This is a genomic window from Streptomyces sp. NBC_00726, from assembly GCF_045161735.1.
Classification (GTDB): Bacteria; Actinomycetota; Actinomycetes; order Streptomycetales; family Streptomycetaceae; genus Streptomyces.
On record NZ_CP108983.1, the window covers coordinates 5,916,245 to 5,931,101 of the forward strand.

Sequence of the window (14,857 nt, forward strand, 5' to 3'; positions counted from 1 at the left end):
CCTATTGGACTACTGGATCGAAGTGAGCGAGCCTGGGGGTGTCCGGCCGGTCATGGCCGGCACACCTCTCCCATGGAGCCCGTATGTACCTCCCGTCCGCCGACCGCTACGCGAACATGCCCTACCGGCGCACCGGGCGCAGCGGCCTGAAGCTGCCCGCCCTCTCGCTCGGCCTGTGGCACAACTTCGGCGGGGACCGGACACCGGAGACCCAGGGCGAGATCCTGCGCCGGGCCTTCGACCTCGGCATCACCCACTTCGACCTGGCCAACAACTACGGCCCGCCGCCCGGCTCCGCCGAGACCGCGATGGGCCGGGCGCTCGCCACGGACTTCGCCGCCCACCGGGACGAGATCATCGTCTCCACCAAGGCCGGCTATCTGATGTGGGACGGCCCGTACGGCGAGTGGGGTTCGCGCAAGAACCTGCTGTCCTCGCTGGACCAGAGCCTCAACCGGCTCGGCCTGGACTATGTGGACATCTTCTACTCGCACCGGCCCGACCCCGAGACGCCGCTCGAAGAGACCATGGGCGCGCTCGACGCGGCGGTGCGCCAGGGCAAGGCGCTCTACGCCGGCGTCTCCAACTACTCACCCGAGCAGACCCGCGAGGCCGCCCGCATCCTGAAGGAGCTCGGCACCCCGCTCCTGATCCACCAGCCGCGCTACTCGATGCTCGACCGCCGCCCCGAGGACGGGCTGCTCACCGCCCTGGACGAGCTGGGCGTCGGCTCCATCGCCTACTCGCCGCTGGAACAGGGCATCCTCTCCGACCGCTATCTGAACGGCATCCCGGAGGGCTCCCGCGCCGCCGGCAGCAGCCCCTTCCTGTCGGCCGAGGCGGTCACCCCGGACCTGGTGTCCCGGCTGCGCGAGCTCAACGAACTCGCCGCCGCGCGCGGCCAGTCCCTCGCCCAGCTCGCCCTGGCCTGGGTGCTGCGCGGCGGGCGCGTCACCTCCGCCGTGGTCGGCGCGAGCAGCGTCGCCCAGCTGGAGAACAACGTCGAGACGGTCCGGAACCTGGACTTCACCGACAAGGAACTCAGCCGGATCGAGAAGCTGCTGAAGGGCGCCAAGCGCGGCTGACGCCCCCCGCCCCCGGCGGCCCGCGGCGGCCGCCGGGCCCGTCATTGGAATGGACCTGTGGCGTGCTCGGCAGCCCTGGCCTGGGCGTTCATCGGCGCGTACCGTGTGGCCGCATGAAGATCCTCGTCAGCGCCGACATGGAAGGCGCCACCGGCGTGACCTGGCCGGCCGACGTGCTGCCCGGCACACCGCAGTGGGAGCGGTGCCGCTCCCTGTTCACCTCCGACGTCAACGCCGCCGCCCTCGGCTTCTACGACGGGGGAGCGGACGAGGTGCTGGTCAACGAGGCCCACTGGACCATGCGCAACCTGCTCCTGGAGCACATGGACGAGCGCGTCCAGATGCTCACCGGCAAGCACAAGTCGCTCAGCATGGTCGAGGGCATCCAGCACGGGGACGTCGACGCGGTCGCCTTCGTCGGCTACCACACGGGCGCCGGTACGGAGGGCGTCCTCGCCCACACCTACCTCGCCAACTCCATCACCGGGGTCTGGCTGAACGGCGTCCGGGCGAGCGAGGGCCTGCTCAACGCGCATGTCGCCGCCGAGTACGGAGTCCCCGTCGTCCTCGTCACCGGCGACGACCTGACCTGCGTGGACGCCGAGGGGTACGCCCCCGGCGCGGAGAAGGTGGCCGTCAAGGACCACGTGTCGCGGTACGCCGCCGTCTGCCGCACCCCCGCCCGTACCGCCGCCGACATCCGGGCGGCCGCCGCCCGGGCCGTACCCCTGGCCGGGCGGTACACACCGGTGGCGGGCGGCCCGTTCACCGTGGAGCTGGAATTCGACGCCGAGCACCTGGCCGCGGCGGCCACCGTCGTACCCGGCGTGGCGCCGAGCGGCGAGAGGCGGGTCTCCTACACCAGCGCGACGATGTACGAAGGTATCCGCACGTTCAAGGCGGTGACGACGATCGTCTCGTCCGCCGTGGAGGAGCAGTATGGCTGAGGCGACCGCCCCCCAGGACTCCGTCGACGCCCTGGCGCTCGACGAATCGGTGACGTTCACCTCCGAACTGATCCGCATCGACACCACCAACCGGGGCGGCGGCGACTGCCGCGAACGCCCCGCCGCCGAATACGTCGCCGAGCGCCTGGCCGCCACCGGCCTGGAACCCGCGCTCCTGGAACGCACCCCCGGCCGCACCAACGTGGTCGCCCGGATTCCCGGCACCGACCCGTCCGCCCCCGCCCTCCTGGTCCACGGCCACCTGGACGTGGTGCCGGCCGAGGCCGCCGACTGGACCGTGCACCCCTTCTCCGGCGAGGTCCGCGACGGGACCGTGTGGGGGCGCGGCGCCATCGACATGAAGAACATGGACGCGATGGTCCTGGCCGTCGTCCGGTACTGGGCCCGGGCCGGCATCCGCCCGCGCCGCGACCTCGTCATCGCGTACACCGCCGACGAGGAGGCCAGCGCCGAGGACGGCTCGGGCTTCCTCGCCGACCGGCACGCCGCCCTCTTCGACGGCTGCACGGAGGGCATCAGCGAGTCCGGCGCCTTCACCTTCCACGCCGGGCCCTCCATGCCGCTCTATCCCATCGGCGCCGGCGAACGCGGCACCGGATGGCTGAAGCTCACCGCCCGCGGCAAGGCCGGCCACGGCTCCAAGGTCAACCGGGCCAACGCCGTCACCGCGCTCGCCGCCGCCGTCACCCGTATCGGCGAGCACGAGTGGCCGGTCCGGCTCACCCCGACGGTCCGCGCCGCGCTCACCGAACTCGCCGCGCTGCACGGCATCCACCCCGACCTCGACGCCCCCGGCTTCGACGTGGACGAACTCCTCGGCAAGCTCGGGCCCGCCGCGGACCTCGTCGCCCCGACCGTCCGCAACAGCTCCAACCCGACGATGCTGGACGCCGGTTACAAGGTCAACGTCATCCCGGGCCACGCCACCGCCTACATCGACGGCCGGACCGTCCCCGGCGGCGACGAGGAGTTCCACGCCACCCTGGACCGGCTCACCGGCCCCTCGGTCGACTGGGAGTTCGCCCACCGCGAGGTCGCCCTCCAGGCCCCGGTCGACTCACCCACGTACGCCAGACTCCGCGCCGCCGTCGAGCGGTTCGACCCGGACGGGCACGTCGTGCCGTACTGCATGTCCGGCGGCACCGACGCCAAGCAGTTCTCCCGGCTCGGCATCACCGGCTACGGTTTCTCACCGCTGAAGCTGCCTGTCGGCTTCGACTACCAGGCCCTCTTCCACGGCGTGGACGAACGCGTCCCCGTCGACGCGCTGCACTTCGGCGTCCGGGTCCTGGACCACTACCTGCGCACCGCCTGAACCACTCGGGGGGAGACCCACACCCATGCCCACCGCACAGCCCCACGGCAGCTGGCCCTCACCGATCGACGCCGCACTGGCCGCCTCCCACGACGGACGGCCCGAGTACACCGGAGCGGTCGGCGACGAGCTGTGGTGGACCGAACCGCGCCCCGCCGAAGCCGGCCGGCGCGCCCTGGTCCGCCGCACCGCCGACGGCACCACCACCGAACTGCCCGCCCCCTGGGACGTCCGCAGCCGGGTCATCGAGTACGGCGGACAGCCCTGGGCGGGCACCGAGCGGGCGGAGGGCGGCCCGCTGGTCGTCTTCGTCCACTTCGCCGACCAGCGGCTGTACGCCTACGAGCCCGACGGCGACCGCGAACCGTGGCCGCTCACCCCGGTCTCCGCCGTCGGCGGCGGACTGCGCTGGGCCGACCCGCGCGTCCGGCCGGACCGGGGCGCGGCCGGTGAGGTGTGGTGCGTCCTGGAGGAGTTCACCGGCGAGGCGCCCACCGCGCTGCGCCGGGTCCTCGCGGCCGTGCCCCTGGACGGATCGGCGGCGGGCGACCGGTCCGCCGTACGCGAACTCAGCGACGGACGGCACCGGTTCGTCACCGGCCCCGAGGTGTCGCCCGACGGGCGGCGCGCCGCCTGGATCGGCTGGGACCACCCGCGCATGCCCTGGGACGGCACCGAGGTGCTGGTCGCGGACATCGGCGCCGACGGCACCTTCCAGGACGCCAGGACCGTCGCCGGCGGCCCCGAGGAATCCGTGCCGCAGGTGCAGTGGACCGCCGACGGGCAGCTGCTCCTGGCGAGCGACCGCAGCGGCTGGTGGAACCTGTGCCGGCTCGACCCGGACACCGGAGACACCCGGGAACTCTGCCCGCGCGAGGAGGAGTTCGCCGGGCCGCTGTGGAAGATCGGGCTCGTCTGGTTCCGCCCCCTGGACAACGGGCTGATCGCCGTCCTGCACGGCAAGGGCACCACCACCCTCGGCATACTCGACCCGGAGACCGGCGAATTGGTCGACATCGCGGGCCCGTGGACCGAGTGGGTGCCGACGCTCACCGTGCGCGGCTCCCGCGTCACCGGCGTCGCCGCGAGCCCGCACAGCGGCTACGAGATCGTGGAGCTGGACACCGCCACCGGGCACACCCGGATCACCGGCACCCCGCACCAGGACTCCGTCGACCCCGCCTACTACCCGGAACCGGTCCTGCGCATCTTCACCGGACCCGGCGGACGCGAGATCCACGCCCAGATCTACCCGCCGCGCAACCCCGGACACACCGGCCCCGAGGGCGAGTCGCCGCCCTACGTGGTGTGGGCCCACGGCGGTCCCACCGGGCACGCCGCCCTCGTCCTGGACCTGGAGATCGCCTACTTCACCTCGCGCGGCATCGGTGTCGCCGAGGTCAACTACGGGGGCTCCGCCGGATACGGCCGCGCCTACCGCAACCGGCTGCGCGAGCAGTGGGGCGTGGTGGACGTGGAGGACTGCGCCGCTGTCGCCGGGACGCTCGCCGCCGAGGGCACCGCCGACCCGGACCGGCTCGCCATCCGGGGCGGCAGCGCCGGCGGCTGGACCACCGCCGCCTCGCTGACCGGCACCGACGTCTACGCCTGCGGCACCATCATCTACCCCATTCTCGACCTCGCCGGCTGGGGCACCGACGAGACCCACGACTTCGAGTCCCAGTACCTGGAATCGCTGGTCGGCCCCCTCGCCGAAGTCCCCGAGCGCTACCGGGAACGCTCCCCGGTCGGCCGCACCGACCGGCTCACCGTGCCGTTCCTGCTCCTCCAGGGCGAGGACGACCCCATCTGCCCGCCCGTGCAGTGCGAACGCTTCCTCGCCGCCGTCGCGGGGCGCTCCATCCCGCACGCGTACCGCACCTACCCGGGCGAGGGCCACGGCTTCCGCCGCGCCACCACGATGACCGACGCGCTCGAATCCGAACTCTCCCTGTACGCCCAGGTGTTCGGCTTCGACCGGCCCGATGTGGCCGCCCTGGAACTGAAGCGGTGACCCTCATCCCGGCGGCCCGCCCCGCCCGGCTGCGCCCCGGGTCCAGGGTCGCCGTCGTCTCCCCGTGCGGGCCCGTCCCCGCCGACCGGCTGGAACCCGGCCTGGACATCCTGCGCGGCTGGGGCCTCGACCCCGTGCCCATGCCCCATGTGCTGGACGTCCACCGGGAGCTGGACTACCTCGCCGGTACGGACGAGGACCGGGCCCGGGACCTCCGGGACGCGTGGTGCGACCCTTCCGTCGACGCGGTGATCTGTGCGCGCGGCGGGTACGGGGCGCACCGCATGGTCGACCTGGTGGACTGGGCGGCGGTGCGCGCGGCCGGGCCCAAGGTGTTCGTCGGCTACAGCGATGTCACCGTGCTCCACGAGGCGTTCGCGCTGCGGACCGGATTCGCCACCCTGCACGGGCCGATGACGGGGACCGAGACGTTCCTCAAGGACCCGCGCACCCAGGAGTCCCTGCGGGCCACGCTCTTCGACCCGGGGACGCAGCTGACCCTGGGCCTGGCGGACGCGCGGGCGCTGGTCCCGGGCCGGGCGCGCGGCATCACCTACGGCGGCTGTGTGAGCCTGCTCGCCGCCGACCTCGGCACCCCGCACGCCCGCCGCTCGGCCCGGGGCGGGCTGCTCGTCATCGAGGACACCACCGAGGACCCGTACGGCCTGGACCGCATCCTCACCCAGCTGCTGCGGGCCGGGGCGCTCGACGGCGTCGCCGGGGTGGCCTGCGGGTCCTGGGCGGGGTGCGGGCCGTACGAGAAGGTGCGGGCGGTGCTCGCGGACCGGCTGGGCGCGCTGGGCGTCCCGGTCGTGGAGGAGCTGGGCTTCGGCCACGGACCCACCGGGCTCACGATCCCGCTCGGGGTGCCCGCGGTGCTCGACGCCCCGGCGGACGGCGGCCGGGCCACCCTCACCGTCGAGGTGCCCGCCCTGCTCTGACCCGCCGATCCCGCCGCCCCCGTCACCCGAACGGCCGAACATCTCCGCCGGTGGGTACGGGGGCGGAGCCATGCTGGAGCCCCGGGGCGACGGCCGTACCAGGGCCGGGAAAGGGGCTGCTCATGAGCCCGAAGGACGTGTCGAGCAGCGGGAAGAGCGGCAGCGGGGCCTTCACCCCGGGCCGCATTCTGGTCCTCGTCATCGCGATCCTCTCGATCGTGTTCATCGCCGAGAACACCGAGGACGTCGAGGTCCGCCTCATCGTCCCGCTGGTGACGGCGCCGCTCTACGTATGGCTGGTCGTGATGTTCGTGGCCGGCATGGCCTGCGGCGCGTACGTCTTCCGCAGGCGGGCCAAGTAGCGGCGCGGGCGACGGCCGTACGGGGCAGGGCTCACCGGCCCTGCTCCGTACGGCCGTTCTAGGCTGGGGCGATGTCCGACGACACCCGCCATCTCGCCGAGGGGCCGCGCACGGCGATCCGCCCCTTCACCCCCGGCGACGCCGACGAGTTCACCGCCCGGGCCCGGGAGAGCGCCGCCCTGCACCGGCCCTGGCTCTTCCCGCCCGCCACCCCCGAGGCGTACGCCGCCTACGCGGGCGCGCTCATCGCGGACCCCACGAAGGCGGGGTTCCTGGTGTGCGAGCGGGACGCGGCGGGCGGGGCCGGGGCGATCGCCGGGTTCATCAACATCAACAACATCGTCGCCGGGGCCTTCCGCTGCGGCGCCCTCGGCTACGGCGCCTTCGCGCACGCGGCCGGGCGCGGCCTCATGGGCGAAGGGCTGGAACTCGTCCTGGACCACGCCTTCGGCCCGCTCGCCCTGCACCGGCTGGAGGCCAACGTCCAGCCGGACAACGCGGGCTCGATCGGGCTCGTGCGCCGGGCCGGCTTCCGGCTCGAAGGCTTCTCGCCGGACTTCCTCCACATCGACGGCGCCTGGCGCGACCACGAACGCTGGGCGATCACCGCCGAGATGCGCTGACCGCCTGACACCGGCTGCTCGGCGCCCGCCACTCGGCGCCGGCTATTTGACGAGGCCCCGCGCCGCGTCCGCGATGTGCGTGCGGGAGATCCCCGCCGCGTCGAGCAGCTCCGCCGGGGTGCCGGACCCCGGGAGGTTGCTCCCGGCGAGGTGGACGAAGGCCGGATGGCTGCCGGACTCCGCGAGCGACGACAGCACCGCCTCGCCGATGCCGCCCTCCGGGTGGTGGTCCTCCACCACGACCAGGGCCCCGGTCTCCCGGGCCGCGAGCGCCACCGCGCCGGCGTCGAGCGGCTTGACCGAGTAGAGGTCGATGACCCGGGCCCGTACGCCCTGCCCGGCCAGCAGCTCGGCGGCGGCCAGGCACTCGTGCAGCGTGACCCCCGCACCGATCAGGGTGACCTGGTCGTCGTCGCCGTGTCGCAGCGTCTTCGAGCCGCCCACGGGGAACGTCTCCCCGCTCCCGTACAGCACCGGGTAGGCGCCACGCGTGGTGCGCAGGTACGAGATGCCGTCGATGTCCGCCATCGCCACGGTCAGGGCCGCCGCCGAGGTCGCGTCGCTCGGGTAGAGGACCGTCGAGCCGCGCACCGCGCGCATCATCGCCAGGTCCTCGACACCCATCTGCGAGGGCCCGTCCGCGCCGATCTCCACTCCGCTGTGGGTGCCGCAGAGCGCCATCGTGATCTCCGAGACGGCCGCCATGCGGATGAAGTCGTGCGCCCGGGTGAGGAACGCCGCGAAGGTGGTCGCGTACGGGCGGAAGCCGCGCACCGCCATGCCGACGGCCTCGGCGACCATCTGCTGCTCCGCGATGTACGTCTGGAAGAAGCGGTCCGGGTACGCCTTCCCGAAGTCCTCCGAGTGCGTGGAGTTGCCGACCTCCGCGTCCAGGGCGACGACGTCGGGCCGTGCGCCGAGCGCGACCAGCGCCTTGCCGAAGGCGACCCGGGTGGCGATCTCGTCGCCCTTCTCGAAGCGCGGCAGCTCCACGGCGCCGCCGGTCCGCGCGGGGGCGGGCGCGGCCTTCGGCGGCCGGGGGCCCTCCACCCGCAGGTCGCGGACGCCGCCCAGCTCCTCGATGGCGCGCTCGGCCAGGTCCTCGGGCAGCGGCTTGCCGTGCCAGCCCTCCTTGTCGGCGACCTCGCTCACCCCGCGCCCCTTGACCGTCCTCGCGACGATTACCGTGGGCGCGCTGCCGTCCGCCGCCGTCTTCAGGGACCGGTCGATCTCGGTCAGGTCGTGCCCGTCGACCACCAGGGCGCGGCAGCCGAACGCCTCGACGCGGCGCGCGTAGGCGTCGGTGTCCCATTGCAGCTCGGTGGGTCCTGACTGGCCGAGGCGGTTGACGTCGATGACCGCGGTGAAGTTGCCCAGCCGGTGCCGGCCCGCCTTGTCCAGGGCCTCCCACACGGACCCCTCGGCCATCTCGCTGTCCCCGCACAGCACCCACACCCGGTACGGCTGGTGCTCCAGGTCGCGCCCGGCGAGCGCGATGCCCACGCCGTACGCGATGCCCTGGCCCAGCGAACCGGTCGCCACGTCCACCCAGGGCAGCTCGGGGGTGGGATGGCCCTGGAGCCGGTGCCCGAAGCGGCGGTAGGTCGTCATCAGCTCCTCGTCGGTGACGGCGCCGGCCGCCTTGAACATGGCGTACAGGAGCGGCGAGGCGTGGCCCTTGGAGAAGACCAGGTGATCGCCGGCCGGATTCTCGGGCGCGTTCCAGTCGTACCGCAGCTGCCGGGTCATGAGGACCGCCATCAGATCGGCCGCCGACAGGCTGGACGTGGGGTGCCCGGACCCCGCCGAGGTGCTGGCGCGCACCGAGTCCACCCGCAGCTGCTGGGCGAGCTCGAAGACCTCGGTGAGATCGCTGTCGGGGCCGAGCGTGCGGGGCTGTTCGCTGGTCATGGGCCGGACCTTTCGCGTGAGGGCGGGACGACGGAACGGGTTCCCGAATCCGCGCGGTCCATCACCTTCCGGGGGCAGGTTGCCCCCATCGGGCGCCCGGCCCGGCCTCACCGCCGCTTGTAGTTGATCTTCATCGTGTCCATGTCCGTCGCCGTGGACCGCAGCTCGCCGTGGCCGTACCCCGCCTCGCGCAGCGTCGTCTGCGCCCGGTCCTCGGCGATCGCGCCGGCCATCTCCTCGCCGTCCTCGGCGTCCGAGACGACCACATAGCGGAAGCTGAAGTGCTTGAGGACCCGGTCGTAGGTGAGCGACCCCTCCTCGGTGAACTGCATCGCGGCGAGCCCGTGCTCCTCGACCTCGGCCAGCAGCCGCTCGCGCGCCGCGTCCGTCAGATCCTGGAACGTGCCGCGCACGATCACCCGGTAGGTGTGCTGCGTACTCATCTGTTGCGCTGTCCCTCTCGCCCGCCGCGTCCGGTGTCCGCAGCGAGCGTACGGGGGCCGGGGGCGGGACGGAAACGGAATTCCGGGCGCCGAGACACCCCTTGTCGGGGCGGCGACCGGCGTGTTCCATGGTCATCGGGGGGCGCCCGGACCTGTGGCGGCCCGCGCGAGGGAGCGAGGTTGCCTTGGCCACCACCGTACGACGTGCCGTCCTGACCCTGCCCGCGGCGGCGACCGGGCCGGAGAACCCGCTGCCCGCGCTGCGGCCGCTGGACGAGACGCACGTCATCGAGGACCGGGGCCGGGCCGGGCTCCCGCGCGACATGGCCCGGCAGCTCGGCCACGCCCCGCTGACCACCGTCCTGCCCGTCCGCCTCCTCGACGGCTACGGGCGCGAGCGCGTCCCCACGGACCTCGACGCGATCGTCATCGAGAACGGCCATCTGCGCGTCACCGTGCTGCCCGGCCTCGGCGGCCGTATCCACTCGCTCGTCCACAAGCCGTCCGGCCGCGACCTCGTCCACACCAACCCGGTGCTCCAGCCCGCCGGCTTCGCGCTCAACGGCGCCTGGTTCTCCGGCGGCATCGAGTGGAACATCGGCGCGACCGGGCACACCACGCTCTCCTGCGCCCCGGTGCACGCGGCGCTCGTCCCGGCGCCCGACGGCGGCGAGATGGTCCGGCTCTGGGAGTGGGAGCGGCTGCGCGACCTGCCGTTCCAGGTGGACCTGTGGCTCCCCGCCGACTCCGCGTTCCTGCACGTCGGCGTACGGATACGCAACCCGCACGAGCAGCCCGCGCCGGTCTACTGGTGGTCCAACACCGCTGTCCCCGAGGACGAGCGCGGGCGGGTGATCGCCCCGGCCGACGAGGCGTGGCACTTCGGCTACGAACGCAGCCTGACCCGGGTCCCGGTCCCCGAGAGCGGCGGCACCGACCGCACCTACCCGCTACGCGGCGAGTACCCCGCCGACTACTTCTACGAGGTGCCCGACGGCGCCCGCCGCTGGATCGCCGCCCTGGACGGGCAGGGCCACGGCCTCGTCCAGACCTCCACCGACCTGCTGCGCGGCCGCAAACTGTTCCTCTGGGGCAGCGGGACCGGCGGCCGGCGCTGGCAGGACTGGCTCACCGAGCCCGGCACCGGCGGCTACGCGGAGATCCAGGCCGGACTGGCCCGCACCCAGCTGGAACACGTCCCGCTCGAACCGGGCGGCGAGTTCAGCTGGCTGGAGTCGTACGGGCCGCTCGCCGCCGACCCCTCCGTCGTGCACGGCGACGACTGGGCCGCCGCCCGCGCCGAGACCGAGCGGCGGCTCGCGGACGCCCTGCCGCGCGCCGACGTGGACGCCGCGTACACCGCCTGGCGCGCCCACGCCGACACCGAACCGGGCGAACGCCTCGCCACCGGCTCCGGCTGGGGCGCCCTTGAGGTGCGGCGCGGCCGGTACGAGCTGCCCAGCACACCGTTCGCCGCCGACACGCTGGGCGAGCAGCAGGCGCCCTGGCTCGAACTGCTCGACCAGGGCACGCTCCCCGGCCCCGAGGGGACGGTCCCCGGGCCCACCCTGGTCTCCCGGCACTGGCGCGACATGCTGGAGACGGCCCCCGCCGAACCGCTCACCGAATACCACCTCGGCATCGCGCAGTGGCACGCCGACGACCGCGCCCAGGCGGTCCGCAGCTGGGAACGCGGACTGGCCACGGCCGACTCGCGCTGGCCGCTGCTCCGCTGCCTGGCCGTCGCCGCCCTGGTCGGCGGCCAGCGCGAACTGGCCGCCGAGTATTACGCGGAGGCGTTCGACGGGCTGTGCGCGGAACGCCTCGAAGGCGACGCGCCCTGGACCGCGGCCACCGCCGCACTGGGCCGGGAGGCGATCGAGGCGCTGCTCACGGCGGGACGCACCGAGGCCGCCCGCACGGTGTGGGCGGGGCTGCCGCCGGAGGTCCGGGCACGGGGCCGGTTCCGGCTGCTGGAGGCCCGACTGCTGCTCGCGGAGGGCCGGCCCGAAGCCGCGAAGGCGGTGTTCGACGCGGGCTTCGAGGTCGCTGACCTGCGCGAGGGCGCGGAGATCCTGGAGGAGGTCTGGCAACGGCTCACGGACGAACCGCTGCCGGACGCGTACGACTACCGCATGCGCCCGCGCGCCTGAACGGCCGGCCGGTCCTGGCGCCGATGACCGTGGCCCGCCGGGCGTACGCCGACGAGATCTTCGGCGCCCTGGAGAAGGCGGGCGTGCCCGTGCACCACGAGGTGGCCCGGCTGGTGCTGGAGCGGGCCGGTCTCGGCTAGGGCGTGTTTCGAAAGTAGCGCCGTCCGCCCGCCGGACAGGCGGGACTTTCGAAACACGCCCTAGGCCGGTGCGTTGCGGTCGGCGTATTCGAAGACCGAGCCGTCCGGGTGCACCGCGATCAGGTTGCGGCCCACCGGGGTCGGGACCGGGCCCGCGATGACGCGGGCGCCGACGCGGGTCAGGGAGTCGTGGGCCTCGTCCACGTCCTTCACGGCGATGGTCGCGGTGACCTTGCGCAGGATCTCCAGCTCCGATTCGGGGCCGCTCATCAGCAGGAAGCAGCTGATCGCGGCGACGGACACCCCGCCGCGCTCGAAGCGGAGGGCTTGAGCGCCGGTCAGCCGCTCGTAGAAGGCGACCGCCGCCTCCAGGTCGTCGACGCAGATACGCAGCGTGGTTCCCAGGATCTCCATGGCGGCAAGGTTAGTTGGCCGCCCGCCGCCATGTGATCCCTTCGGCCCCGGCCGAGCCCTCAGACCCGGCAGAGCACCTCGCCGTGCGGCACCATGAACCAGCCGTCGTCCTGCGCGCCCCACCCGCGCCACGCCCCGGCGATCTCCGCCAGCTCCTCGGACGTGGCGTGCCCGCCGTCCACCGCGAGCTTCGCGTACACCGAGCCGACGGTGCGGTCGGCCCACAGCCCGCTCCACCAGGCCCGGCTTTCCGGCGTCGCGTAACACCAGGAGCCCGCCGTGGGTGTGATGTCGGTGAACCCGGCCTGCCGCGCCCAGGACAGCATCCGGCGCCCGGCGTCCGGCTCGCCGCCGTTGGCGCGGGCCACCCGGCCGTACAGGTCCGCCCAGCGGTCCATGCCCGGCGACTCGGGATACCAGGTCATCGCCGCGTAGTCGCTGTCGCGCGCGGCGACGACGCCCCCGGGACGGCACACCCGGCGCATCTCGCGCAGCGCCTGCACCGGGTTGCCCACGTGCTGGAGGACCTGATGGGCGTGCACCACGTCGAAGGAGTCGTCGGGGTAGTCCAGGGCGTGGACGTCCGCGACGGCGAACTCCACGTTGTCCACGCCGCGTTCGGCGGCCACCTCGGCGGCCTGGGCCAGGATCTCGTCGGTGGTGTCGACGGCGGTCACCCGGCCCGGGGCGACCAGCGCGGCCAGGTCCGCGGTGATGGTGCCGGGGCCGCAGCCGACGTCCAGCACGTCCAGGCCCGGACGCAGTTCGCCGACGAGATAGGCGGCGGAGTTGGCGGCGGTGCGCCACCGGTGCGAGCGCAGCACCGACTCGTGGTGGCCGTGGGTGTAGACGGCGGTCTCCTTCGGCATGGCCGTGCATCCTCTCTCGAAACGCGAACCGCGAAAGCGCTGATCGGTAGGACCACCGTAGAGCCTGCCGCCGAATAATGAGATGGGTATCTTGCTATGTGGACGTCCTGGGCCCGGTCTCCCTACACCGGCCGCGGGCAGTACACCGTCAACGCCTCCGGCAGCTTGTCGATCGTCAGCTCCGCCTCGCTGTGCGCCACTTCACCGTCGTACGCATACGGCGTCCCCGGCTTCAGGCCGGAGACCCGCACCCGCTGCCGGCGCACCGCCGCGTGCATGGGGGAGCGGGTCAGCGGACCCGCGACCGCCGTCGCGAGCAGCCTCAGCGCGGGCGTCCGGCCGCCGTGCACCACGCGGACGTCCAGCAGCCCGTCCGCGAGATTGTGCCGCCGCCCCGGCGCCGGGCCCACCCGCTGGAACAGGCCGTTGCCGACGAACAGCAGCCACAACGGGCGCCGCCGGCCCTGGAATTCGGCCTCCAGGGGGCGTTCGCCGCGCAACACGTGCAGGGCCGCGAGCACCCCGGCCGGCCAGCCGCCGATCCGGGGCGACCAGCGCTCCCGCATCCGCACCAGCTCCGGATACACGCCCAGGCTGAAGGCGTTCAGGAAGTAGCCGGCCGAGCCCTCCGGCCCCGGCCGGAACCGGCCCAGGTCCGCCCGCACCGCGTTCCCGGCGGCGAGCGCGGAACAGGCGTCGGCCACGGTCTCGATGCCCAGGTCGTACGCGAAGTGATTGAGCGTCCCGCCCGGGAACACCGCCAGCGGCACCCCGCGCTCCACCGCCACGGACGCCGCCAGATTGACCGTGCCGTCCCCGCCGCACACCCCCAGCGCCGTGCACCGGTCCGCCGCCCGCGCCAGCTCCGGGGCGAGCCGGCCGGGCGCGCACTCCACGATCTCCGCCTCCGGCAGCGCGTTCCGGATCAGCGAGGCCGTCGCGGTCGCCGTCCCCGACTCCTCGTTGGCGACCACCACAAGCCCCCGGCCCTCGGGCAGGGCGGGCGCGTCGGCCGGCGGTCTGCCCGGTGCGGGCAGCTGCCCCCGCGTCGGTATCACCCCCCGCAGCGCGAACGCCGCCCCCACGCCCAGCGCCGCCCCGGCCAGCACATCGCTCGGGTAGTGCACCCCGGTGTACACCCGGGACGCCGCGACGGACAGCGCGACGGGCGCCACGACCGCCCCCCAGCCCCGCGACTCCAGGGCGACCCCGGTCGCGAAGGCGGCGGCCGACGCGGCATGCCCGGACGGGAACGACGTGGTCACCGGCTGCCGCTTCAGCTGCCGTATCACCGGCACGGTGTCCAGGACCGGCCGCTGCCTGCGGACCGCCCCCTTGCCCACGGTGTTGATCGCGGCCGACGCCACCGCGAGCGAGGCGATGCCCCGCAGCGCGGCCCGCCGGGCCCGGGCACTGCCCCCGAAGGCGGCCATGCCGGCCGCCGCCCCGACCCACAGCAGCCCGTGATTGGCACTGCGGCTCAGCCGGGGCAGCACCGGGCCCGCGGCCGGCCAGTGCCGCTGGGCCAGATTCTGGAACACGGCGAGATCGCGCCGGTGGAACCGGTCGCGCAGCCCGGCGATCCGGGACGGGACGGAAGCACTGCTCGCTGAAGACAT

13 protein-coding genes are annotated in these 14,857 nt (G+C 73.9%); 8 read left to right on the forward strand and 5 right to left on the reverse strand.

What is annotated here, in order from left to right:
- The first annotated feature begins 83 nt into the window (after nucleotides 1-83).
- From OG338_RS26335 to OG338_RS26365, 7 genes are all read left to right on the forward strand, one after another.
- Nucleotides 84-1,085, forward strand: a complete 1,002-nt coding sequence (locus OG338_RS26335) for an aldo/keto reductase (protein WP_405939705.1) — start codon at nucleotides 84-86, stop codon at nucleotides 1,083-1,085.
- Between the two features lie 113 nt (nucleotides 1,086-1,198).
- A complete protein-coding gene (locus tag OG338_RS26340) occupies nucleotides 1,199-2,032 on the forward strand; it encodes a M55 family metallopeptidase (protein ID WP_405939706.1) in 834 nt (277 codons plus the stop codon).
- Nucleotides 2,025-3,368, forward strand: a complete 1,344-nt coding sequence (locus tag OG338_RS26345; RefSeq protein ID WP_405939707.1) for a M20/M25/M40 family metallo-hydrolase — start codon at nucleotides 2,025-2,027, stop codon at nucleotides 3,366-3,368. The genes OG338_RS26340 and OG338_RS26345 overlap by 8 nt, the downstream gene beginning before the upstream one ends.
- A gap of 25 nt (nucleotides 3,369-3,393) precedes the next feature.
- The gene (locus OG338_RS26350) at nucleotides 3,394-5,382 is read left to right on the forward strand and encodes a prolyl oligopeptidase family serine peptidase (RefSeq protein WP_405939708.1); all 1,989 of its coding nucleotides are present in this window, start codon (nucleotides 3,394-3,396) and stop codon (nucleotides 5,380-5,382) included.
- Complete coding sequence (locus tag OG338_RS26355) at nucleotides 5,379-6,323, forward strand: LD-carboxypeptidase (protein ID WP_405939709.1); 945 nt, start codon at nucleotides 5,379-5,381, stop codon at nucleotides 6,321-6,323. Before OG338_RS26350 ends, OG338_RS26355 begins: the two co-directional genes overlap by 4 nt.
- A gap of 122 nt (nucleotides 6,324-6,445) precedes the next feature.
- Nucleotides 6,446-6,685: a DUF1049 domain-containing protein gene (locus OG338_RS26360; RefSeq protein WP_405939710.1), complete on the forward strand. Its 240-nt coding sequence runs from the start codon at nucleotides 6,446-6,448 to the stop codon at nucleotides 6,683-6,685.
- Nucleotides 6,686-6,756: 71 nt separating this feature from the next.
- Nucleotides 6,757-7,308: a GNAT family N-acetyltransferase gene (locus OG338_RS26365; protein ID WP_405939711.1), complete on the forward strand. Its 552-nt coding sequence runs from the start codon at nucleotides 6,757-6,759 to the stop codon at nucleotides 7,306-7,308.
- 42 nt (nucleotides 7,309-7,350) lie between these two features.
- On the opposite strand, the gene OG338_RS26370 is transcribed toward OG338_RS26365, so the two are convergent.
- Both OG338_RS26370 and OG338_RS26375 read right to left on the reverse strand, forming a co-directional pair.
- Nucleotides 7,351-9,219, reverse strand: coding sequence for a transketolase (locus OG338_RS26370; protein ID WP_405939712.1), 1,869 nt, complete (start codon nucleotides 9,217-9,219; stop codon nucleotides 7,351-7,353).
- Between the two features lie 107 nt (nucleotides 9,220-9,326).
- Nucleotides 9,327-9,662: a DUF6204 family protein gene (locus OG338_RS26375; protein ID WP_405939713.1), complete on the reverse strand. Its 336-nt coding sequence runs from the start codon at nucleotides 9,660-9,662 to the stop codon at nucleotides 9,327-9,329.
- A 185-nt stretch (nucleotides 9,663-9,847) separates the two neighbouring features.
- Here OG338_RS26375 and OG338_RS26380 point away from each other — a divergent pair, with 185 nt between their 5' ends.
- The gene (locus tag OG338_RS26380) at nucleotides 9,848-11,815 is read left to right on the forward strand and encodes a DUF5107 domain-containing protein (RefSeq protein WP_405939714.1); all 1,968 of its coding nucleotides are present in this window, start codon (nucleotides 9,848-9,850) and stop codon (nucleotides 11,813-11,815) included.
- A gap of 200 nt (nucleotides 11,816-12,015) precedes the next feature.
- Here the strand turns inward: OG338_RS26380 and OG338_RS26385 are convergent, their stop codons facing one another.
- The 3 genes from OG338_RS26385 to OG338_RS26395 form a co-directional block, all read right to left on the reverse strand.
- Nucleotides 12,016-12,369, reverse strand: a complete 354-nt coding sequence (locus OG338_RS26385; protein WP_405939715.1) for a VOC family protein — start codon at nucleotides 12,367-12,369, stop codon at nucleotides 12,016-12,018.
- Nucleotides 12,370-12,428: 59 nt separating this feature from the next.
- Nucleotides 12,429-13,238 (reverse strand): class I SAM-dependent methyltransferase, encoded by an 810-nt coding sequence (locus OG338_RS26390; protein ID WP_405939716.1) that lies wholly within the window; start codon nucleotides 13,236-13,238, stop codon nucleotides 12,429-12,431.
- Nucleotides 13,239-13,360: 122 nt separating this feature from the next.
- On the reverse strand, nucleotides 13,361-14,857 hold the full coding sequence (locus OG338_RS26395; RefSeq protein ID WP_405939717.1) for a bifunctional phosphatase PAP2/diacylglycerol kinase family protein: 1,497 nt from the start codon (nucleotides 14,855-14,857) through the stop codon (nucleotides 13,361-13,363).